The organism is Chitinophaga sedimenti, assembly GCF_023156195.1.
In the GTDB taxonomy this organism is placed as follows: domain Bacteria; phylum Bacteroidota; class Bacteroidia; order Chitinophagales; family Chitinophagaceae; genus Chitinophaga; species Chitinophaga sedimenti.
This window is the reverse complement of record NZ_JAKUKA010000001.1, coordinates 2,050,947-2,073,612: the sequence shown is the minus strand read 5'-3', so window position 1 is coordinate 2,073,612 and position 22,666 is coordinate 2,050,947. Positions and strand designations below refer to the sequence as shown.

The 22,666-nt window shown below is 50.3% G+C and carries 24 protein-coding genes; all 24 read left to right on the top strand.

What is annotated here, in order from left to right; all coding sequences use genetic code 11:
- Positions 1-2 precede the first annotated feature (2 nt).
- The 24 genes from MKQ70_RS42160 (at position 3) to MKQ70_RS11725 (ending at position 22,665) form a co-directional block, all read left to right on the top strand.
- Entirely contained in the window at positions 3-257 is a 255-nt protein-coding gene (locus MKQ70_RS42160) for an FAD-dependent oxidoreductase (RefSeq protein WP_372489965.1), read from the top strand.
- On the top strand, positions 161-622 hold the full coding sequence (locus MKQ70_RS11835; RefSeq protein WP_248070964.1) for a phytoene desaturase family protein: 462 nt from the start codon (positions 161-163) through the stop codon (positions 620-622). Before MKQ70_RS42160 ends, MKQ70_RS11835 begins: the two co-directional genes overlap by 97 nt.
- A 14-nt stretch (positions 623-636) precedes the next feature.
- On the top strand, positions 637-1,257 hold the full coding sequence (locus MKQ70_RS11830) for a phytoene desaturase family protein (protein WP_248070963.1): 621 nt from the start codon (positions 637-639) through the stop codon (positions 1,255-1,257).
- 8 nt (positions 1,258-1,265) lie between these two features.
- Positions 1,266-1,493 (top strand): hypothetical protein, encoded by a 228-nt coding sequence (locus MKQ70_RS11825; RefSeq protein WP_248070962.1) that lies wholly within the window; start codon positions 1,266-1,268, stop codon positions 1,491-1,493.
- A complete protein-coding gene (locus MKQ70_RS11820; RefSeq protein ID WP_248070961.1) occupies positions 1,477-2,082 on the top strand; it encodes a phytoene/squalene synthase family protein in 606 nt (201 codons plus the stop codon). Before MKQ70_RS11825 ends, MKQ70_RS11820 begins: the two co-directional genes overlap by 17 nt.
- Positions 2,040-2,312, top strand: a complete 273-nt coding sequence (locus tag MKQ70_RS11815) for an isoprenoid biosynthesis enzyme family protein (RefSeq protein WP_248070960.1) — start codon at positions 2,040-2,042, stop codon at positions 2,310-2,312. Before MKQ70_RS11820 ends, MKQ70_RS11815 begins: the two co-directional genes overlap by 43 nt.
- Entirely contained in the window at positions 2,312-2,767 is a 456-nt protein-coding gene (locus MKQ70_RS11810; RefSeq protein ID WP_248070959.1) for a sterol desaturase family protein, read from the top strand. Before MKQ70_RS11815 ends, MKQ70_RS11810 begins: the two co-directional genes overlap by 1 nt.
- Positions 2,767-3,495 carry a lycopene cyclase domain-containing protein gene (locus tag MKQ70_RS11805; protein WP_248070958.1) on the top strand — a complete coding sequence of 243 codons (729 nt, stop codon included), beginning with the start codon at positions 2,767-2,769 and terminating at the stop codon, positions 3,493-3,495. The genes MKQ70_RS11810 and MKQ70_RS11805 overlap by 1 nt, the downstream gene beginning before the upstream one ends.
- Before the next feature lie 218 nt (positions 3,496-3,713).
- Positions 3,714-4,124, top strand: coding sequence for a DUF4369 domain-containing protein (locus tag MKQ70_RS11800; protein ID WP_248070957.1), 411 nt, complete (start codon positions 3,714-3,716; stop codon positions 4,122-4,124).
- Positions 4,097-4,738, top strand: coding sequence for a TlpA disulfide reductase family protein (locus MKQ70_RS11795; RefSeq protein WP_248070956.1), 642 nt, complete (start codon positions 4,097-4,099; stop codon positions 4,736-4,738). Before MKQ70_RS11800 ends, MKQ70_RS11795 begins: the two co-directional genes overlap by 28 nt.
- Positions 4,690-4,914 (top strand): TlpA family protein disulfide reductase, encoded by a 225-nt coding sequence (locus MKQ70_RS11790; protein WP_248070955.1) that lies wholly within the window; start codon positions 4,690-4,692, stop codon positions 4,912-4,914. The genes MKQ70_RS11795 and MKQ70_RS11790 overlap by 49 nt, the downstream gene beginning before the upstream one ends.
- Positions 4,915-5,058: 144 nt before the next feature.
- A complete protein-coding gene (locus MKQ70_RS11785; protein ID WP_248070954.1) occupies positions 5,059-5,622 on the top strand; it encodes an RNA polymerase sigma factor in 564 nt (187 codons plus the stop codon).
- Positions 5,623-5,729: 107 nt separating this feature from the next.
- The gene (locus MKQ70_RS11780) at positions 5,730-6,167 is read left to right on the top strand and encodes a hypothetical protein (protein WP_248070953.1); all 438 of its coding nucleotides are present in this window, start codon (positions 5,730-5,732) and stop codon (positions 6,165-6,167) included.
- Positions 6,158-6,685, top strand: a complete 528-nt coding sequence (locus MKQ70_RS11775) for a FecR family protein (RefSeq protein WP_248070952.1) — start codon at positions 6,158-6,160, stop codon at positions 6,683-6,685. Before MKQ70_RS11780 ends, MKQ70_RS11775 begins: the two co-directional genes overlap by 10 nt.
- Complete coding sequence (locus MKQ70_RS11770; protein ID WP_248070951.1) at positions 6,655-6,831, top strand: DUF4974 domain-containing protein; 177 nt, start codon at positions 6,655-6,657, stop codon at positions 6,829-6,831. The genes MKQ70_RS11775 and MKQ70_RS11770 overlap by 31 nt, the downstream gene beginning before the upstream one ends.
- 231 nt (positions 6,832-7,062) lie before the next feature.
- Positions 7,063-8,169, top strand: a complete 1,107-nt coding sequence (locus MKQ70_RS11765; RefSeq protein WP_248070950.1) for a SusC/RagA family TonB-linked outer membrane protein — start codon at positions 7,063-7,065, stop codon at positions 8,167-8,169.
- Entirely contained in the window at positions 8,139-9,137 is a 999-nt protein-coding gene (locus tag MKQ70_RS11760) for a hypothetical protein (protein WP_248070949.1), read from the top strand. Before MKQ70_RS11765 ends, MKQ70_RS11760 begins: the two co-directional genes overlap by 31 nt.
- Before the next feature lie 26 nt (positions 9,138-9,163).
- Positions 9,164-9,607: a TonB-dependent receptor domain-containing protein gene (locus tag MKQ70_RS11755; protein ID WP_248070948.1), complete on the top strand. Its 444-nt coding sequence runs from the start codon at positions 9,164-9,166 to the stop codon at positions 9,605-9,607.
- Positions 9,608-9,618: 11 nt separating this feature from the next.
- A complete protein-coding gene (locus MKQ70_RS11750; protein ID WP_248070947.1) occupies positions 9,619-10,530 on the top strand; it encodes a SusC/RagA family TonB-linked outer membrane protein in 912 nt (303 codons plus the stop codon).
- Positions 10,531-10,554: 24 nt separating this feature from the next.
- Positions 10,555-11,973 (top strand): RagB/SusD family nutrient uptake outer membrane protein, encoded by a 1,419-nt coding sequence (locus tag MKQ70_RS11745; protein ID WP_248070945.1) that lies wholly within the window; start codon positions 10,555-10,557, stop codon positions 11,971-11,973.
- Between the two features lie 17 nt (positions 11,974-11,990).
- Positions 11,991-13,100 (top strand): redoxin domain-containing protein, encoded by a 1,110-nt coding sequence (locus MKQ70_RS11740; protein WP_248070944.1) that lies wholly within the window; start codon positions 11,991-11,993, stop codon positions 13,098-13,100.
- A gap of 579 nt (positions 13,101-13,679) precedes the next feature.
- Positions 13,680-13,949 (top strand): DUF7710 domain-containing protein, encoded by a 270-nt coding sequence (locus MKQ70_RS11735; RefSeq protein ID WP_248081296.1) that lies wholly within the window; start codon positions 13,680-13,682, stop codon positions 13,947-13,949.
- Between the two features lie 536 nt (positions 13,950-14,485).
- Positions 14,486-15,958: an MBL fold metallo-hydrolase gene (locus MKQ70_RS11730; RefSeq protein WP_248070941.1), complete on the top strand. Its 1,473-nt coding sequence runs from the start codon at positions 14,486-14,488 to the stop codon at positions 15,956-15,958.
- Positions 15,959-16,140: 182 nt separating this feature from the next.
- Complete coding sequence (locus MKQ70_RS11725; protein WP_248070940.1) at positions 16,141-22,665, top strand: Ig-like domain-containing protein; 6,525 nt, start codon at positions 16,141-16,143, stop codon at positions 22,663-22,665.
- Position 22,666: the final 1 nt, after the last annotated feature.

Here is a 22,666-nt window from a genome sequence, read left to right as displayed (position 1 = left end):
CATTGAAGCAAAAATTAGCCATCATAGGAGCCGGCATATCGGGACTGTCTGCCGCGGCATACGCGGCGAGGGCAGGGCACGAAGTGCATGTGTTTGAGAAAACGACAGTCCCGGAGGCCGCGCCCGGCAGTTTACGACGGATAATGGTTATACGTTCGATATGGGGCCCAGCTGGTATTGGATGCCCGACATCATTAACGGTTTTTTCCGCGACTTTGGATACGAAGCCAGCGACTTCTACGAGTTGGTGTCATTAGATCCGCAATTTGATATGGTATTTGAAGAAGGCCCGCTCTCCGTGCCCAGCGGCTACAAGGCCTTGCGGACGATGTTCGAAACGCTGGAAACCGGCGCCGGAAAGCAGCTCGATGCATTCATGAAAGCTGCCCGCTACAAGTACGAGGTAGGTATGCTGCAGTTTGTCCAAAAGCCCTGTCATTCCTGGTGGGAGTTTGTATCGCCGAAGATTGCAGCAAGTGCGTGGCGGCTGGACCTCCTGTCTAATTTCCGCAGTTATGTGGCCCGGTACTTCAAGCATCCGCAGTTATCGACCTTAATGGAATTTCCGGTGATATTCCTCGGCGCATCGCCTAAAAAATTCCTGCCCTATACAGCCTTATGAATTATGGAGGTTACGTGTTAGGAACCTGGTACCCGATGGGAGGCTTTTACCAGTTGGTGTTGGCGATGAAAACAGTGGCGGAAAAGGAGGGTGCCAGGTTTCATTTTAACAGTCCGGTGGAGCAGATCAATACGAACGGAGGTAAGGTGACTTCGCTGTTGATTAACGGGGAGGAGCTACACTTCGATTCCGTCATCGCCTCCTCCGATTATCACCATACGGAAAATCTGTTGCCGCAGTCCTTGCGTAATTATGCTGAAACATATTGGGAAAAGAGAACGTTTGCGCCATCGTGCCTCATCTACTACCTGGGTTTTAAAACACGCATCCCGGGCCTGAAGCACCATACGCTGTTTTTCGAAAATCCGCTCGATGCCCACATCGATGATATTTACGAACATAAGCAATGGCCGCGGAAACCCCTGTTCTATGCCTGTTGCCCGTCTAAAACGGATCCGGGTGTTGCGCCGGAAGGTCATGAGAATCTTTTCCTCCTGATGCCCCTGGCCACCGGCATTGCCGACAGCGAAGCAATGCGCGAAAGGTATCTGCTGGAGATGATGGAGCGGTTGGAGAAATATACCGGCAGCACCGGGTTGATGCAGCAGGTCGACTATAAAGAAGTTACTGCGTAAGCGATTTCATGAACGATTATAATGCCTACGAAGGCAACGCTTACGGACTGGCGAATACTTTATCGCAAACAGCCGTGGGTAAACCCGCAATCAGAAACAAGAAACTATCTAACCTGTATTACACAGGGCAGCTTACCGTTCCCGGTCCCGGCGTTCCGCCGTCGATTATCTCCGGTAAGATCGCCGCGAAGGAAGCAGGTACCCATAAAACGGTTCTTTATGAAAGCACTATTTGATGATTTATCGCGGCAGGTAAGCAGGGCCGTTACCAAAAAATACAGTACCAGTTTTTCACTTGGCATTCTTGCCTTGAGTTCGGCTATCCGTCCCGCTATATACGCCATTTACGGGTACGTTCGGCTGGCAGATGAGATCGTGGATACTTTTCATGCCTACAACAAACAGGTGCTGCTCGACCGGCTGGAACAGCAAACCTGGCAGGCGTTGGACGAAGGTATTTCCCTCAATCCCATCCTGCAATCGTTCCAGGAAACGGTGAACCGGTACCAGATAGACCGCACGCTGATCGGTCAGTTCCTGGACAGTATGCGCATGGACCTGGCGCCGGCCGATTACGATACGGACCGGTACAAACAATATATCCTGGGTTCGGCGGAAGTAGTGGGACTGATGTGCCTGAAGGTATTTGTTGAAGCGGATCACGTAGCTTATGAAGAATTGAAACCCTACGCCATGAAACTGGGCTCCGCTTTTCAGAAGATCAACTTCCTGCGCGATCTGAAAGATGATTACCGGTACTGGGAAGGGTGTATTTTCCCGGTGTGGACATGGGGCGCTTCGATAATGGTATCAAGGCGGCCATAGAAGAGGACATTGCGGGCGAGTTCCGCGAAGCGCTGATCGGTATTCATCGTTTGCCGGTATCGTCCAGGTTTGGGGTGTACCTTGCTTACCGTTACTATTTGTCCCTCTTTCATAAAATCAGGAAAATATCTGCTAAGAGAATACTGGAGGAACGGGTGCGTATTCCAAACGGACACAAGTTATCTTTGATGATGAGCAGTTATATTCAATATAAAATAGCGGTGCTGTAATGATGAACCTGATAACAGTCATAGTTACCTTTTTTCTGATGGAAGGCCTTACCTGGCTGATCCACCGCTATGTGATGCACGGCTTTTTGTGGGTGTTGCACCGCGATCATCACGATCACAGCCATGAAGGCGACTTCGAGCGGAACGACCTGTTCTTCGTGATCTTCGCCCTGCCTACCATTGCTTTGCTCTACTTTGGTGTGGAGCAGGGTGTTAACTACCTGTTCTATATTGGTCTGGGAATTTTTCTCTATGGCATGGCCTACTTTTTCGTACACGACATCTTTATTCACCAGCGTATCAAATTGCTGCGTGATACAAAGAATCCTTACCTGCTGGCCATCCGCAGGGCCCATAAACAACATCACCGGCATACGGGCAGGGAGCATGGTGAGTGCTTCGGCTTCTTATGGGTACCGGTAAAGTATTTTAAAATGTATTTTTCAAAGAGATAATGCTGGCTTCCTACACATATCTGTTCGTCAACCTGGCCGCGGTGTTAATCTGCTTTATTTTTTCTTTTGATGAAAGAATACAGTTTAACCGCCAGTTTGGCCCGTTCCTGAAGGCAGCAGTGCTGGTAGGTATCCCTTTTATTTTATGGGATGTCTGGTTTACGGCCAACGGCGTGTGGTGGTTTAATAACGACTACACGATCGGCCTGCGCCTGGCCGGACTACCAATAGAAGAGTGGTTGTTTTTCATCTGCATTCCTTTTTCCTGCGTATTCACTTATCACTGCCTGGATAAATTCTTTGACCTGTCGTGGGCCAGCGCGTTTAACAACCTGCTGGTGTTTATGACCTGTGTAGTATGTGCCGTAGTCGCCCTGTTGCATCATCAGCAGATGTATACGCTCGTAACGGCATTGGTAACAATTGGCACCGTTTGCAGCCTGCACTTTATAACGAAGGCGCCCTGGATCGGGGCAGCCTCCTTTGTTTACCTGCTGCTCATGCCGGGCTTCTTTGCGGTAAACGGGGTATTAACCGGTACAGGCCTGAACGGCGCTGTGGTGAACTACAATCCGCAGGAATTTCTGGGTATCCGTATGCTTACTATTCCCATCGAGGATGCGGTGTATGGCTATTCACAATTTCTGCTGAACATTTATTGCTTTAAACTTTTTCAGCGGCTGCGCGACAAGCGTGTTGCCGCAATACCGATAACCTATCCTGAATAGCCATAACGCATCCCTGTACTTTATGGGTTTCAGTGGCTTTTACTACTTACGTGTCAAAATAAGAAGCCGTACGCTGAGTGCGGCTTCTTTGTATATTGGCCATAGTCCTGCCGGAAAATATTCTTGAAATATCGTGTTAACCGACTACCCCTTTTACAAAAAAGATGGATCTATCTTAGTAGGGGTGTTTTTTATATCAACCGGAAAAAAAGAAGAAAATGACGTATAAACAGTTTATACTGCCCGTATTGCTGGCCGCCGCTACACCGCTGGCAGCGCAACAGGGCCCGTTTACCCTTGATGGTAAAGTAGAAGGTAAAACCGACGCGTGGATTTATTTGAACTATGCTGCTACGGAAGACGCTAAGCCTGTTATAGACAGCGCCCTGATCCGTGACAGGAAATTCAGCTTTTCAGGTGAAGTGAACGGCATTACCAGCGCCTATCTGCTGATGGACAAATACGCGCCCATGCAGGACCGGAAATACTTGTCGGCATACCTGGTGCCCGGTAAAATGCGGGTAGCCATTAAATATGATAACTTCAGCGATGGCGTGCTTACCGGCTCTTCCGCACAGGACGAGATCAATAAGCGCAAAAGATGGAAGCCCCGGTCATCGCACGGCTGAAACCTTATAACGAAGCCTACGATAAGGCCAATATGGCCTATATCAAAGCCCGCCAGGAAGGGAAGGACGAAGCGACGCTGGCAAAGATGAAAGAGGCCGCCAATGCCGCCAAAGATGCCGGCGATCCAATCCGCGAAGAGTTGAGCGCCGTACACAAACAATTCATGGACAAATACCCGGCCTCCTTCGCCACCGCCGAAATGTTACGGTATATGATCAGCAGCATGAAACCCGCAGAGGCGCAGGCGCGGTACGATAAGCTGCCGGAAAGTATCAGGTCTGCTTCCACGGGTAAAACCATTAAAAACGAAATCGATAAACTGAAGAAAGGTTCTCCCGGCGCCATCGCGACCAATTTTAGTTCGGAAGAGCTGAAAGGCGGCACCCTCAGCCTGTCTGATTACAAAGGTAAATACGTGCTGGTAGATTTCTGGGCGTCCTGGTGCGTGCCCTGCCGCAAAGGCAACCAGCATCTGTTGTCGCTCTATGCAAAATATAAAGACAAAGGATTTGAAATCATCGGTGTTTCTGATGACGACAGCAAACCGGAAAACTGGAAAAAGCAGTGGAGCAGGATGGCATCGGGGTATGGAAACATGTGTTGCGCGGACTGAAGCAGGTAAACGGACAGTTCGATCGTACCAACGATATTTCCGACAGCTTCGGCATTCATACCCTGCCCACCAAAATACTGATCGACGGTAATGGTAAAATCATTGGCCGTTATGGCGGTGGGGGAGAAAATGATGAGGCGATGGATAAGAAACTGGCGGAGATCTTCGGATCTTAAATAGCATAAAAGGCTTCACCAACGGTGGGGCCTTTTTCCATTAGTAATAAAAAATATCAAGCACCACTCTTGCACCTTCCTATATTTTGATTAATTTAATGCTTCAGTGAGATAACTGCATTAATATTGTCAACCAACCTAATAATGGAAGAGAGTGGGCTACTGGAACGGGTAGCAAAAGGCGACGAAAACGCATTTACGCTGCTTGTTGATCAATATTCTCCCTTACTCCATACATTTCTGCTCCGCATTACAGGCGATCGCTGGCTGGCCGAAGAAGCCGTGCAGGATGCGTTTGTACGCATCTGGCTGAATCGTGAAAGTCTGCGCAACGTACAGCATTTTAAAGCATACCTCTTTGTTGTATCTAAAAATTTTGCCCTCAAGGCGCTTCAAAAGGCGTTAAAGGAAGATGCGCGGCAAGGCGCCTGGCAGGCGTTTTACGAACAAACGCGCGATGAACAACCGGACCGCGAGCCTGCGCTTGCGCTGATCGACGAGGCCATTACCCGTTTGCCGCCACAACAGGCAAAAGTATGGACGCTCAGCCGCCGGAAAGGCTTGTCATACATGGAGATCGCAACGGAACTGGGCATCAGCAGCGAAACGGTAAAAAAACACCTGCAGGCAGCGCGGCAATTTATTATCCGTTATGTAGAATCACACATGGTATTGCTGTATATCCTGCTTATGGAAAAATATTTTTAAAAAACTTCCTCATCCAACTACCCCTTTTAAAGAAACCAGGATCTGAATAGATAGAGACGCTTATTATGGATGCAGCTGCTGCTCGTTTACGGGAATTATTCCAACGCATGTTTAATGGAACGCTTACGGAAGAAGAGCGACAGGAACTGCGCACCCTCGCGGCTGCGCCCGATCTTGACGCGCTGCTGCCCGATATGCTGCAACAGCAATGGGAACAACTGGAGCCGGGTGATGAATTTTCGCCCGGGCAACGCCGGCAGCTGAGCCAGCGTATCCTGGCGCAATATCCTGCCGAACCGGTAACAAAGGTTCGCCGCATCTGGCCTCGTATAGCAGCGGCGGCAGCAGTGGTGGCCATATTGTTTGCCGGTGCATACGGCTGGCGGCAACAGGTGGCCCATCCTGCTAAAGAAAAGCAGGTAGTGGAAGTATTGCCGGGGAAACAGGGCGCCATTCTTACACTCGCGGATAATACGCAGGTGTTGCTGGATACTATAAAAACGGCCTGGTCACCTTACAGGGCGGCGCGCGTGCAATGGTTGTGAATGGCAGCCTGGTGTACGAAAACAACGGCGACGAAGTGGTGTACCACACCATGTCTACTCCCCGCGGCAGGCAGTTTCATGTAACTCTGCCCGATGGTACCGAAGTGTGGCTGAACGCTGCCAGCTCTATCCGTTACCCGACAGCGTTTAAGGGGAATGAAAGAACAGTGGAAATTACCGGGGAAGCCTACCTCGAAGTAGCGGCATCGGCGCAACAGCCGTTCCTGGTGAATGTAGATAATAAGACAACTGTACAGGTGTTGGGCACCCGCTTTAATGTGAATGCCTATGCCGACGAGTTGAATATGGCGACTACGCTGCTCGACGGTAAAGTGCGCGTGGCGGACGTCACGCTGCAACCGGGACAACAGGCTTTGCTAAACAACCGGGAAGGCAAAGTTAGCATCGTGGAAAAAGCGGACCTGGACAAAGCCATGGCCTGGAAAACGGGCTGTTCAACTTCGAGGACGCAAGTCTGCAACAGGTTATGCGCCAGCTGGAACGCTGGTACGATATAGAAGTAGTGTACCAGGATGAAGTGCCGGAAATCTATTTTATCGGGGAAATCAGCCGGGATGTGCCCCTGACGGATGTGCTGAGCTTTCTCCAAACGACCGGCGTGCGTTTCCGCCTGCAGGGGCGTACTTTAACCGTATTGAACTAAAGAAAATAAATCAACCAGCATAAATAAAAAAACCGGAAGTGATTGAGCCCACTCCCGGTAGGATTTCGATCATCAGAAACGCTGTTCAGGCAATTTTAACAACCAAAATCAATTGCAAGTTATGCAAAAAATGCGTATTGGGGCCATGGCCTACGGGCTGCGCTATGCCGAATATCTTCGGGCTTACTTCGCCATCAAAACCAGCCATCCATTTCTAAATCGTTACTGGTCATGAAGTTCACCACTATCTTATTAACAGCGGCCTTTCTGCAGGTGAACGCCACGGGATTTTCCCAGGTGGTCACGCTCTCGGGAAAAAACATCCCGCTGAAACAATTGTTCTCCGTCGTTAAAAAGCAAACAGGTTACCAGTTTTTCGCCAACCGCGATGATCTTGCCAATGCAAATACGGTATCGGTCGATGTGGCGAATATGCCGCTCGGCGAATTTGTAACGCTGGTATTGAAGGACCAGCCATTGAATTATCTGATTAAGGGAAATACGATCGTGTTGTCGCGCAAAGCGGCGGATCCGGTATCGGCGGTGGCCGCGCCAGCAGTAACGGTACGCGGCGTGGTAACCGATGAGGAAGGTAAACCCATGAAGGGGGTGACGGTGCAGAATGGCACTTACGGCACGCAAACAGGGGATAATGGCGCCTTTGAACTGGGCAACGTCAATACTGGGGCGGTGCTTAGTTTTTCTTTCGTGGGATATGTGACCCAAACGCATAAGGTATCGTCCATCAACAACGCGATTGTCATCAAAATGGTAAGGCAGGTACAAAGTTTGACCGAAATGGTGATGGTGGGCTATGGCTCTTCCCGCAGGAAAGACCTGACAGGCTCCGTGGCTTCCGTAGATGTAAACGAAGTAAAGAACACGCCTTTCGTAAGCATTGACCAGGCGCTAGCCGGTAAAGCTGCTGGTGTGCAGGTAATGCAGGCTGACGGTTCTCCGGGCGGTATGGCCAGGATCCGTATCCGTGGCGGTGCGTCGCTCATCGGTGGCAATGATCCGCTGTACATCATCGACGGCGTGCAGGTGCCGATCCAGAACCGTTACGTACAGGCGGCGGCGGATCTTGTAAACCCCGTAGAACGACTGGGCAACGATGCGAATTATATGAGTACGTCGGTGGGCTCTTCGTATGCCCGCGGTTTGAATACACTGGCCGGCTTAAACATCAACGATATTGAAAGCATCGACATTTTAAAAGATGCTTCCGCCACCGCGATTTACGGATCGCGCGCGGCCAACGGCGTGGTGATCATCACCACAAAAAAGGGAAGAAGAATGAAAAACCGGTGCTGGAAGCCAACTACTATGCCGGCGTGAGCAATGCCATTACAGAGCAATTGCTGAACGCAGACCAGTATAAAGCGGTGATGCTGAAAGGCGCGCAAAGTCTGAATGCCTTACGCGCACAGCAGGGCAAACCGGCCGACGCCATCGCTACTACCATCATCAATAACCCCGATTACCTGGGCACGGCTAATACTGACTGGGTAGACCTCGTGACCCGCAACGGCGTTACGCACAATGCGGACCTGAGCATCCGTGGTGGCGGTACCGGATCGCGCTATTACACGTCGCTGGCCTACAATAAACAAACGGGTACGTTGCTGGGGACGGACTTCAGCCGCATTTCCGGTAAAGTGAGCCTCGATAATGAGATTACACAAAAGCTGCGCGTAATTACCAACCTGGATTTCGGGTTAACGACGAACAACGTGACCAACGGCATTTATGCCTCCGCGCTGTTTGCGCCGCCTACATTGAAGCCTTACAATGCTGATGGATCGCCTACATCGTTCGATCAGGCGACCTTCAGCGTAACGCCCAGCAGCGGTATACAGAATCCTATGGCGTTGCTGCAAGGTAGAAACAGGTCAAAGACTTCTTTGATGTTAGGTTCATTATCGCTTGAATACGATGTGCTGAAATCCTTGAAGTTCCGCAGCACCGCGTCTGTGAACTATTCCAACTATCATCAGCTGAACTATGTGCCCTCTACCGCGATGATCTCTGTCACCAGCGGTGGCGCCAGTTCTGCCGGCGGTATTGCTACGCAGGCGAATACGCGGCAGACCGACATGTTCTACGAAAACACGCTTACCTGGGATAAACAGTTCAATGATAATAACCGTCTGAACTTATTGGTGGGTACATCCTGGCAGCAATCCAATACTGAGATGTTTTCCGCGTCCGGACAGGGTTTTCCGGATGATTATTTCCTGAATGGCTTATCCTCTGCAGCTTTGGCGTTACCCCGAAGAACAGCGAGGCGCAGAGTTCTTTACTGAGCTTTTACCTGCGTGCGAATTATGCGTTGAAAGAAAGATATCTCTTTACCGTAACGGCGCGTTCCGATGAATCTTCCAAATTTCCGAAGAGCAACCGTACCAGCTATTTCCCGTCTTTCGGTTTAGCCTGGAGAGCGAATGAAGAAGCGTTCCTGAACAAAGTGAAGTGGCTGGACGAGCTGAAATTCAGGGTGAGCGCGGGGTATACCGGTACGCAGAACCTGGGCAACAACCTGTTTTACACGTTGTACACGCCAGGTTCCTATGGCGGAACGAACGCGTTGATACCGACGCAGCTGGGTAACGATCAGATTAAATGGGAAACGACCTTGCAGAAAGATGCAGGTATCGATTTCGCCTTGTTCAAATCGCGTTTACGCGGCGCCATCGGGTACTACGATAAATATACATCCGACCTGCTGATGGCGTACAGCGTGGCGACCAGCTCCGGTTACACTCTGCACTGGTAAATGTGGCGGATATGCACAACCGTGGCCTGGAAATAGACCTGCGCGGGGATGTGATCCGGAATAAAGACTTTACCTGGAATGTGGCGGTGAATATTTCCGGCAATCGTTCCAACGTGGCGAAGATCAATGAAGACCTCCAGAACCCTAACCAGGTGGGCGATGCCAATCCTTTCTGGCGTTCGCTCAATATCGGTAATACCGTGCTGCGCGAGGGAGAGCCTATCGGCCTCATTTACGGCTACGAATACAAAGGTGTCATCAAAACGGAAAAGGAACTGGCGGACTATAAGACGAATGCTGCATATGCGAAGTTCGGTCTGCTGGAAAACCTCGCACTGGGATATCCCATGTACGGCCTCATCGATACCGGTGATTACAAGGGCTATTTCAAAAGAGATGTGATAGGCAGCGCGCAGCCGAAGTTTTACGGTGGTATTACGAATACCGTGAGCTATAAAAACTTCAGCCTTATTGCCCTGTTTACGTTCTCGTCCGGCGGCGACCTGCTGTACCTGCCCGAAACGAAATCGTTTGGTCTGGGCGACCGTACCAACCGCAATACCCGCATCCTGTTGCATAGCTACAGTGCCGAAAATCCGAATGCCGATCGTCCGGCGTTGCTGCTGAGAGAAACCAATACTTATGGTACCGGTACTTCCTCCGCTGCTGTATTCGACGCGTCTTATATCAAGCTGAAATCTATTTCGATCAACTACCAGCTGCCGGATGCGCTGTTGCGGAAAATGCGCATGCGGACGGCGATGTTGTACGTATCGGGCGCCAACCTGTTCGCGATCACGAAGTACCCGGGTCCGGATCCGGAAGTGAGCAACGATCCGTATAGCCTTATCAGTGGCTACACCGACGCAGCTACCTATCCGTCGATGCGCCAGTTCACTTTCGGCGCCAGGATCGGCTTTTAATGATTACCGCTTAAACCAATGACCATGAAACGAATTTTGCTATATACGACTTTGGTGATGCTGTGCGCCTGCGACAAACAACTCAGCGAACCACCCGCGAACGCGAGGGTAGAAGGAACTGCCATCACCGATCAGAAAACCGCTAATACGGCTTTAAACGGCGTGTATTACCGCTTTGCGAATGTAACCGTGAATAACATCACTTTATGGTCGGCGCACCATTTACCCGGCGGTATGCTCACCGGCATGCTGGGGTATGGCTTAGGTTCTGTGGCCGATGAGCGGAACGATAACGTAAATGCCGGCTATCCGGCGCAGGCATGGGGCGAATCGTACCTGCTGCTGAACGCTGCGAACGGTCTCATTGATGCGGTAAACACCGTTCCTGACCAGGCATTTACCGGCGCGCGTAAAAATGAGATCCTTGGCGAAAGTCGGTTCCTGCGGGCTTACGGGCATTTTAAACTGCTGATGTTCTTTTCAGAATGGAATAACGCCGCGAGCGAAAACGGGGTATTGCTGCGCGATAAGTTTGTAACACTGAGCGGTATCCAGAAAAGACGGAGCACTGTGAAAGAAACGTATGACTTTATTCTCAGCGACCTGGATTACGCTATCGCCAATGCACCGGCCACCAACCAGAAATACTACGCGACCCGTTGGGCGGCGATGGTATTGAAGATGCGTTTACTGTTAAACAGGGCGCAGCCGGCTGATTATCCCGAAGTCGTAAAACTCGCCGATATGGTGCTGTTGAGAAGTCCGTATGTGCTGGAGAACAACCTGAAGGACATCTTTTATGCCAAAGGTCTGACCAGTAGTGAAGTGATTTTAGGCGTGCAGCCGCAGCCGAACCAGGCCGCGTACTATTACATCCAGAGCCGGGCTTACTATCCCGCGCAATCCAGCCTGTTCGTGGCAACGAAGGCATTCAAAGACCTGTTAGGCGCCGATCCGCGCGCTACCTGGATGGTAGGGCCTACAACGCCTTACCAGGCTTACAGCCCGAATACTTACTATTTTACGAAGTACATCGCGTACGGAACGGCCACCACCCAACTGACCGAAACCTCTTATGCGATGCGCCTTTCCGAAGTATACCTGCTGAAGGCCGAAGCGCTGATCCGTTCCGGTGGCAGTCTGGCCGATGCGAAGACGCTTATTAAAACCGTGATGGGCAAAGCCGGCGCGACAGACTTTTCCGCGGTAGATAATGCGAACACACCAGCCGACCTGTTGTTGCAGAACTATTACGAAGTACTGCGCAACCTGACGGGCGAGGACTGCATTGAATGGATGGCGCTGATGCGTTTACCGTTCGAGCAGGTGAAAGTGATCCGCCCAACAATCACACTGGCGCAACAATACTATTTCCCCGTGCCGCAAACGGAGTTTGACCTGAACCCGCTGTTCGGCAAACAGAATACAGGATATGGCTTATAACATCAAAAATCAACATAATGAATACCCGTCTTAAAACACTAGCCCTGGCGTTATTCGGCTTCGCGTCGATCTCGCGCGCCCAGGGTCCGGTAACCCTGCACATTGGCGATAAAGCGCCGGAGATGAAATATTCCAAATGGCTGAAAGGTACGCCGGTAAAAGAATACCAGAAAGACCGACTGTACGTGCTGGAGTTCTGGGCCACCTGGTGCGGCCCCTGTAAAGCAGCGATGCCGCATTTGTCAGAACTTGCTAAAAAATATGAGAAAGAAGCCACGGTGATTGGCGTAAACGTGTGGGAGAAAACAGGGGAGAAGCCCTACGAATCTTCGCTGCCGGAAGTAAGCCGTTTTGTGACGAGCATCGGCGATAAGATGTCATATAACGTGATCGCCGACAACAACGATCAGCACATGGGCGAAAAGTGGATGAAGGCTGCCGGTCAGTATGGGATTCCCTGCACTTTCGTGGTGAAAAACGACCAGATCCTGTGGATCGGTCATCCGATGAAACTTGATTCTACCATGCAGCTGGTGTTATCCGGTAAATACGACATGGCCGGTGTACGCGCCGATTTCGACAGGAAGCAGAAAGCCAGCGAGGCGCAGACTGCTGAAATTCGCAAGGCTTTTGATCCCGTGAACGAGGCTATTAAAGCGAAGGACTACGCGCTGGCGGTGCGGATGATCGATTCTGGTATCATCAAGGCGCCTACTTACGCACCTGCACTGAACAATATGAAATTCACCACCCTGCTCGATCACGTAAGCGCAGACAGCGCTATTGCTTTCGCCAAAGTGTGGATCAAACAGGCGTCCTGGGCCGCTTCTTCTGTAGGAATGTCTATTTCTCAGAAAGATGGTTTGTCTAAAGAAGCCTACCTGTTTGCTGCCGGTTTGCTGAAAGATGCCGCGGCCAGTCCCGGTATTGTAACGCCGCTGGTATACCATAGCCTTGCAGGCACCTACGCCAAAGCCGGCGATTATAAAGCCGCCGTAGAAGCGCAGGAAAAAGCACTGGCCGATGCGAAAGTGGCTTTGAAGGAAGGAAAGTGGTTAGGTACCATACTCGATTACACCGTGACGGATTACGAGAAGGAACTGGCGGGGTATAAGAAGAAATTATAGTCGTTTGTTGTCCTCATTTTTTGGGAGCCGGCCGTTAGTGGCCGGCTTTTCCTTTTGGAGACCCTATAAGGATCTTCTATAGATCCTATAAGCTCATTCGCTGTGATCCACGACCATGGTGATGGCCGTTATAGGATACATATAGGATGTATATACCTTTCCTACATGAAGTAACTTTTGTCACTATGCAAGGTGTATAATCATTTGTTTTTCATTCAGATAGATACATTTTATTAATTTATACAAGTTTTTCCCCTTACTGGTAAAGGGTTTCAGGGGTGACATGCACGCTTCGTACCATCGTTTTGCACCCTTCGTTACAACGTTTTGCACCCTTCGTTACATTCTCCCCGGATCGGCTTTTGCCGGCCGTATCTTTGCGTTTTGCTGTCGGGAAGTCCGTTTTACCGTCGGAATGACGCTTTGGGAGGTTGCGGAAAAGCCGCTGCGATGGCTGAAGTTCTTTGACATATTGGGTTTAAATGAAGCATCTGAATACGCGTTTTCTATATAACGGGTAGGAGGGATTTACCATCCTTCTTACCCATATTTTAACGTGACATTTTATTAGATTTGAAGATGGATTATATATGGATTTTCAACGGAGAGAATAGCCGTTTTGGAAGTGGCGCTTTTTCTACCTTAACTAAAGCTGAGGAGTGGATTAGCAAAAATAAACTAACAGGAGTTTTGACAAGGTATCCGGTCGACATGGGTGTTTATGAATGGGCGATAGCGCATGATTTGTTCTCTGTAAAGAAGGAAGAACATTTACAGTCGTCTTTCATCGGCAAATTTACTTCAGCAAGCCAGGAGCATTTTCATTATGAAAATGGAGCCAGAGAATAAAAGAACGGCCTAAATTGATTTTTCTATGTCAATGACTAATATAAACAAGTACACATTTGTTATGAACTTTCGGGGCGGTACCTATGCATCGCAGGTTGATCCCGTTGATTTGCCAGCTGCTGTTATGCCGCCCTCGCCGCTAAATGGACTGGAAAACGCCTGGTGCACGGTCGCGATTGTTCCATCTGGTTTTGCATTGATAAATATTGTGAAGACGGCCACATCCTAAGAGGATCCTAACAGGATCCTAACTAAAACCATACTGAAACCCTTATAAAACAGCAAAAGTTAGTTACAGTTAGTTACAATTCAGTTAGGATCGTCTTAGGATCTTATAAAGATCGAAAAAGGGCGATATACAGTTTACCACCCGCAAGACCCGTCCCCACCACCTGGTAAACCCGTCGCCACCAATCAGTGAATTTCCGGGACATTGGTTTGCCCTACTTTTACGTCAGCGTTAACTAAATATCATTTTTTCAATCAGCTTTTGAATGCGTTACTAAATTTCTTAAATTGATTAAAACCCCATCCAAATGACCAAAATGTTCATCGCCTATCCCGACGCCACCCTCCGCACCACACCCGGAACCGGCGATATCACCAAAAAAGCCCTGTGGGGCGACTGGTGCACCGTCCTCGAAGAGCAGGGCGAATACCGAAAGATCCGCTGCCGTGGCGCCGAAGGCTGGGTGCACGAAGACAAGCTCCAGGCTAACCAGCTGCTCGAACTCAACTTCGTGGACGTAGGTCAGGGCGATGGTTGTTTCATCGTTACGCCGCAGGATAAATTCATCCTCGTGGATGCCGGCAAGGGACAAAACATGTTTCACTTCCTGAACTGGCGCTTCAATCTGCGCAATAATGACGCAGTGATCCCGATCGAACACCTGATCATCTCACATTCCGATACGGACCATTACCAGGGCTTCCTGCCCATTGTGCAGTCGAATCGTTTTATCATCCGTAATATCCACCATAACGGTATCGTGGAGCGCACCGGTGACGATCCTATTGGTCCGGTGGTAGATGGTTACGTAACGGGCTTGTGCGAAACGAAAGAACAGGTCGCGGGGTTGTTGAATAACGCGGCGAACAGAGGGCGGAAGATATACCCTAATCTTATTTTTGATGCGCTTAATAAAGCGGGACTGCAGGACATCAATATGTTGGAAGCTGGTGCTGAAATACCTGGCTACACCGAACAGGACGAAGTATTTCTGCAAATACTTGGCCCGGTGACGGAAGAAAGAAACGGCGAAAAAGTATTGAAGTCCCTCGGCAGTGAAGGCGAAACGAAAAACGGTCACTCCGTCATTGTAAAGCTACGTATCGGCGACGTGCGCATCCTGCTTGGTGGCGATTTGAACGACGCGTCGGAAGAATATCTCGCGCAGCATTATACTGGTTACGATCCGCTGCACGTCAGTGATGCAGATAGGGAAGATATGATTGCAAAAGGCAGAGAAGTTTTTGAGGTAGATATTTTAAAATCCTGTCACCACGGCAGCCACAAGTTTATCGATGATTTCCTGAGCTTCTTTAACCCCGTGGCTACGATTATTTCCAGTGGCGATAATGAAACGTATGTACATCCGCGCCCCGATACGCTGGGCGCTATCGGACGACACAGCCGCGGTGCTCGTCCGCTGATCTTTAGTACAGAGCTGGCGCGGTCTGCCAAAGAAAAGCGCGATATCACAGATGCCGATCTTGCCAGTCTTTATTTGTTAACCCAGGAACTGAAAACTACCGCGCCGGCCGATAAGCCGGCAATTGAAGCTAAGATCAGCCAGTTGCGTTATAAAATCGAAAGGGTAATTTCAGTATATGGCATGATTACCGTTCGGACAGATGGTGAAAAGGTGCTCATCGCGCAAAAAAAAAACAGGAGGGGGCCGGCTTCATTTATTGGTCGCTCCGGCGAGGCACAGATGGCAGAATGTATTACAAGCCCCAATAACACCCCTGAGATATATTTTTATAAATTCTTATTAGAAAATATGTAATATGAATTGTTTTTTATTATTTTGCATTGGTTTTTAGGACGTAATTAATATTTTAAATGGAGATATGTAGCTATTAATAGACACTCTTAAGCGTTTAGAGAAAATTCCTATTCCTTGGTTTATTGATGTAGAGGCATCCTGTGTAAATGCGGTCGTTATCGCCGCCAAATCCTATTTGTCGTATGAAAGTGTTTTTCAGTCGGGCATTGCTGGGCATGATCCTGGCGCTGTTTCCCTATGCAGCCATCGCCCAATTGCCATTCAGTCCGTGTAGTCCTGCAGGTGGTAAACGCGCAGACATTATCAGCGCCGAAACGAAGTATCGTGCACCATCGGGCGCCGCACCTAGTTTTACTATTCCATCGGGCACCAAAACGATTGCGGTGTACGTGAGTTCCGAAACGGGTATTCCCGGTCCCAGCCATGAGTACCTGGCCGGCGATGAGGACTTCCTCACCATTAATGCCATTATTGATATCGCGAACAGTACGTCTTCCGGCTATGTGAACGTGGCCAAAAGCACGCATACCAATGGCTCCGGCACCAACGTGTATGGCTGGAAGAACGCGCCCCTGGGGGCTTATGTTCCGGTGGCCATGAAAACCGGCGATGCCACGCCCGATCTGAATAATGTGAATTTCACTATTACCGGTAATACGCTCACAATTACAGAGGCGGCCAATGGCACACACTCTTCTTTTTATGTGGAGTATTTATCGCCTTATAATAATTCTTTAAACCCGCTGGACCCACAGGTACGTGCACTGTTGCACGGCACCGGGGCCACTGCTACGGATTTGTCCATCCCCATTCCCGCAGGTACGAAAGTGATCTCTATTTCCGGGAAAGGCACGAACTCCAGTGCGGCCGACCTGTTTACCAACAGTGGTACGGAAGAAGGGTATTCCAACCTTCGTTTTGTATTCGACCTGGACCTCGGCGTGACCGATGGTTTTGTGACGGTGGCAAACGGTGGTTCTGTCGATCGCAGGAGTACTTATGTGATCAATGATAAACCGGTAGCACTGGCGGGCAGGCTCACTACCTTACCCTATATTACAGGCGACTATGCCTCCAAACGGGTAGCTGCCGGCGCCGTAGGTATTTACGATCCGGAAATCTATGTGTCCGGCTCCAATCTCATTATTAAGCGCGATGCGGATTATGCGCGCGATTTCGACGATGCCTATGTAGTAGAGTTTTATGGCCGGGTAGGACTGGGCATGAGCGCCGAGTTCATTGATGCAGAAGTGGCAGCCATTCCCAAGGGATTTAGCGGATCGGCCGGCGTGTCGCGTACTTTTAAGATCCCTTCCGGCACTAATTTTATTTATTTCAATCAGACGGGTAATGCCGTAAATACAGATCGCGAGGAGAATGAAAATGGTCTTGCGGGTTTTGCCTATATCGACTTAACGGCAGGTACGGCCACGGGGTATTTTTATCAGCAGGTAGGGTTGTCGGATGCCACGCGGCGCGACGATAACTACGCATTTAAAGGCGTGCCGTTGAATAATACCAGCACCCGGAACCATACGAACACCGTGGGTTTTAAAGGGCCCAATACCTACGATATATCCTTTCAGTTATCGGCAGATAAAAGCCAGCTGACGGTTACCAATAAAACCGGCCTGGCGGGCACCGATTACCAGTTCCTGCTATCGGCGGACTATTACGGTGCGCGGCCGGATATCGCCTTTAGCGCCAGCAACGTAACATTCACCAAAACATCGTGTAACGTGGTGCGCGCCAATGTGAGCATCTGTAACCCGGGCGCGGGTAACAGCAGCGGGGGCATGCCGGTGTCTTTTTATGCCGGTAATCCTACTGTGGACGCAACGGCGCGATTGCTGTACGTGGACGCTTTCAATGATGCATTGAGCATTGGTGATTGTAAAGCATTCAATTTTGATATTGATATGAGTGCGCTGAGCAACCTGAATGTGGACCTGACCATGATCATCAATGATAATGGCAGCTTCGTGACAGGTGGCGTGGGGCACACGGTCGGAACGCCTTTTACGCTGGCATCGCTGGTGAACCAGGGTTCCCTGTACCGCGAATGTTATTATGATAATAACCTGCTTACGCGCACGATCAGTTTAAATAACTGTCCGGTCGTGAACCTTGACCCGGACCAAAGTTCAGGCGCCAGCGGCACGCTCAACTACCGCGATACTTACACGATGGGACTTACGCCCACCGGTACGCGCATCGCGGATACCGACCTGACCGTGGTAGATCCCGACGGGTCCAATATGCATTCGGCCACGATCACGTTAACCAATATCCTGAATGCAGGCTACGAATACCTTGAAATTAGGGGTGTACTTCCGGCGGGCATATCTGCAGCAGGTAATAACACCGGTACCATCACGCTGAGCGGGATCGCAAGCCAGACTGCCTACGCAGACGCTTTAAAATTGATCCGTTATCACAACGTCAGTACCAGTCCCGATAAAACCAGCAGGATCATTACTGCCGCCATGAATGATGGAACGGAGAACGGTCCCTCGGCTACCGCGACCATCGCTATTGTGATTCCGCCAAAAACCGCGGTAAGTGGCAACACGCACAACATTGCTGATGGCCGCACCTCGGTAGCCGCACAGGATGGTACACAATTCGGCATCATCACCGGCAGCTCCTCGGCTACTAACACCTTTAGCATCACGAATATCGGCGAAGGCACACTGACGTTAACCGGCGCAGTGACCATCAGCGGCGACCCCGGCTTCTCGATTGCAAGCCAGCCTGCCGCCACTTCGCTGGCCACTGGCGCCAGTACCACGTTCCAGGTGCGGTTCACCTCACCTGCGGTATTTGGTACCTACAACGCTACCGTAACGATCGTGAGCGACGATCCGGATGCGGGCTTATCTACCTACACCTTTGCGGTTTCGGCCGTGGCGAACAATATACCGGCCGTGAGCAATCATACGGTGTCAACGGATGAAGATGTGACATTCAACTTTGCCGCCACTGATTTTACCGGTCATTATACAGATGTGGATAATACGCCGCTGGACAGGATTCGCATCACCAGTTTGCCTTCCAATGGTACTTTATACCTGAGCAGTGTCGCGATTACATCCGGACAGGTGGTCGCAGCGGCAGATCTGGCAAATATTACTTTTGTACCAACGGCTAACTGGAACGGCAGCACGAGTTTCGGGTGGACGGCCTCCGATGGTACGTCTTACGCCGCCTCGGATGCTACTATGAACATCACCGTTAGTGCGGTGAATGATGCACCGACGGCAGCCGGTCCGACCAGTATTGCCGTAAATGAAAATACAGCGGTATCGATGAGCGGTGTTTCTTTCGCCGACCAGGATGCCGGAACAGGAAACATGACCGCCACATTTACTGCCACGGAAGGCGCTTTCAGCGCGGTTTCCGGTGATGGGGTTACTGTAGGTGGTACTGCTTTGTCCCGCACCTTAACCGGATCGCTGGCGGACCTTAACGCGTTCCTCGCAGCGAACAAACTGACTTACCTGGCGGCAGATATTCCTGCGGCTACGGTAACAGTAACGGTTAATATCAATGACAATGGCAACACCGGCAGCGGTGGGGCATTGCAGGCGAACCGTAATATCAGCCTGAATATTACTGCCGAGAACGATGCGCCGGTAGCGACTGGTGATACCCAATCAACCAATGAAGATACCCCCGTAAGCGGTGCGGTAACGGCTACTGATCCGGATGGCGATGTGCTGGCTTACGCAAAAGCCACCGATCCCGCACATGGTTCCGTGACTGTTGCCAGCGATGGTACTTATACCTATACACCTGCATCAAACTATCATGGCACAGACCAATTTACCATAACGGTGAGCGACGGCCACGGTGGTACTGCTACTGCAACAGTGAACGTTACCATCCTGTCGGTAAACGATGTGCCTACGGGATCGAATCAAACAAACACTACTAATGAGGATACGCCTGTAAGCGGCACACTGACGGCGACAGACGTGGAAAACGATCCGCTGACGTTCACGAAGGCCACCGATCCAACTAATGGCACTGTGACAGTGGACGCCAATGGTGATTATACCTATACGCCGAACCTCAATTATCATGGTACGGACCAATTTACCGTGACAGTGAGCGATGGGAATGGCGGTAGCACTACGTTGACAGTGACGATTACGGTAAATTCGGTAAACGACTTGCCGGTTGCATCTGATCAAACCAATACCACTAGTGAAGATACGCCTGTAAACGGTGCCATAACAGCAACAGACGTTGATAACGATCCGCTCACATTTACGAAAGCGACTGATCCCACTAATGGTTCGGTGGTAGTTAACAGCGACGGCACTTACATCTATACGCCGAATCCGGACTACCACGGAACGGATCAGTTTGATGTAACGATTACTGACGGTAACGGCGGATCAACCACCATCACGGTAACAATTACGGTTAGCTCCGTAAACGACGCGCCGTTGGCATCTGATCAAACGAATACGACCAACGAGGATGCGCCTGTAAACGGCACGATCACTGCAACAGACGCCGATAACGATCCATTGACTTTCACAAAAGCTACTGATCCCGCGAATGGCTCCGTAGTAGTTAACAGCGATGGCACTTACACCTACACGCCCAATCCGAACTATCACGGAACGGATCAGTTTAATGTAACTATTACTGATGGTAACGGAGGATCAGTTACTATTACCATAACAATTACGGTTAATTCAGTAAACGATGTGCCGGTAGCTTCCAATCAAATCAATACTACTAATGAGGATGCGCCTGTAAATGGTACCATTACAGCAACAGATGCGGATAGCGATCCGCTGACGTTTACGAAAGCTACTGATCCTGCCCATGGTTCGGTAGTTGTGAACAGCGATGGTACTTATACCTATACACCGGATCCGAACTATCACGGAACGGATCAATTTAATGTAACTATTACCGACGGTAACGGAGGAACGATCACAATTACAATAACGATTACGGTTAATTCCGTAAACGATGTGCCGGTAGCATCCAATCAAACCAATACTACTAATGAGGATGCGCCTGTAAATGGTACGCTTACTGCAACAGACGCGGATAACGATCTACTGACGTTCACAAAAGCGACCGATCCAGCGCATGGTACTGTAGTCGTGAATAGTGATGGTACTTACACGTATACGCCCAATCCGGACTATCATGGCACAGATCAGTTCAATGTGACAGTGAGCGACGGCAACGGTGGAACCACCACGATTACGGTAACGGTTACTGTTAGTTCGGTAAACGATGTACCTGTAGCTTCCAATCAAACCAATACTACTAATGAAGATGCGCCCGTAAACGGAACGCTCACTGCAACAGACGCGGATAACGACCCGCTGACATTCACGAAAGCGACCGATCCTGCGCATGGCACTGTAGTCGTGAACAACGATGGAACTTACACTTATACGCCGGATCCGAACTATCACGGAACGGACCAGTTTAATGTAACGATCACAGACGGTAACGGAGGCTCCACCACGATTACGGTAACGGTTACGGTTAATTCCGTGAACGACGCGCCGGTAGTGACAAACAGTAATATCAATATAGGGCAGAACGCACCAGCAACAGGTACGGTTACCGCTACCGATGCCGATGGCGACCCGCTGACCTTTACCAAATCCAGCGATCCCACTAATGGTACGGTGACAGTGAACACAGATGGGACGTATACTTATACGCCGAATGCCGATTATCATGGCACGGACCAGTTTACGGTAACGGTAAGCGATGGCAACGGCGGCACCGCCACAGCAACCGTTGTTATAACGGTAACTGCCGGTGCGCCAGGCATCTCCATGGTGAAAACAGCTTCGCTGGAAGGCAGCCAGGTAACCTACATCTTCACAGTTAAAAATACCGGGGCAATCGCACTGACGAACGTATCGTACACGGACGCAAAACTCGGCATCACCGACCGCGTGATCCCCGTTGGTACAGGTCTCGCACCTGGCGCATCGGTAACGGCTACTGCGATCTACGCAGTAACACTGGCCGACCGCATCGCCGGATCGGTAACGAATACAGCGACGGTACTCGGTACCGGGCCAGGCGGCATCAGCTCCTCCGATATTTCCGGCACGACAGAAACCAATGATGAGCCAACGATCACCATTTTACCGCCGCCACCGGTTGCAGTAAGCGATAGCACAGGCACCCGTACTGGCATGCCGGTGATCGTTAACCTGCTGCATAATGATGACGACAGAGGGGTTTCTTTTGATATCCAGTCGGTCGAAATCGTGGACGCGCCGCAGCATGGTAATGTGAAAGTGAATGCCGACGGTACCATTGTTTATACACCGAATGCTGGTTTTAATGGAGAAGAGGTATTCTCCTACCGTGTGAGAGATGCTTATGGTGTGTACACAAATGCCGCCACGGTAAAGGTATCGGTAAGTACAACCAATGTAACGGTACCCAACCTGTTTACACCGAACGGCGATGGGGCAAACGATATGCTGGTGATCAAAGGCATCGAACAGTATGCAGATAATGAGCTCGTGATCGTGAACCGCTGGGGCAACGAGGTGTTCCGCCAGCGCCGCTACAACAACGCATGGCGCGGCGACGGGCTCAATGAAGGGACCTACTATTACGTGCTGCGCATCCGCAAAACTGCGGGCAGCGAATGGGAAGTGGTGAAAGGATACATTACATTGATCAGGGCTTTCAAACATTAAT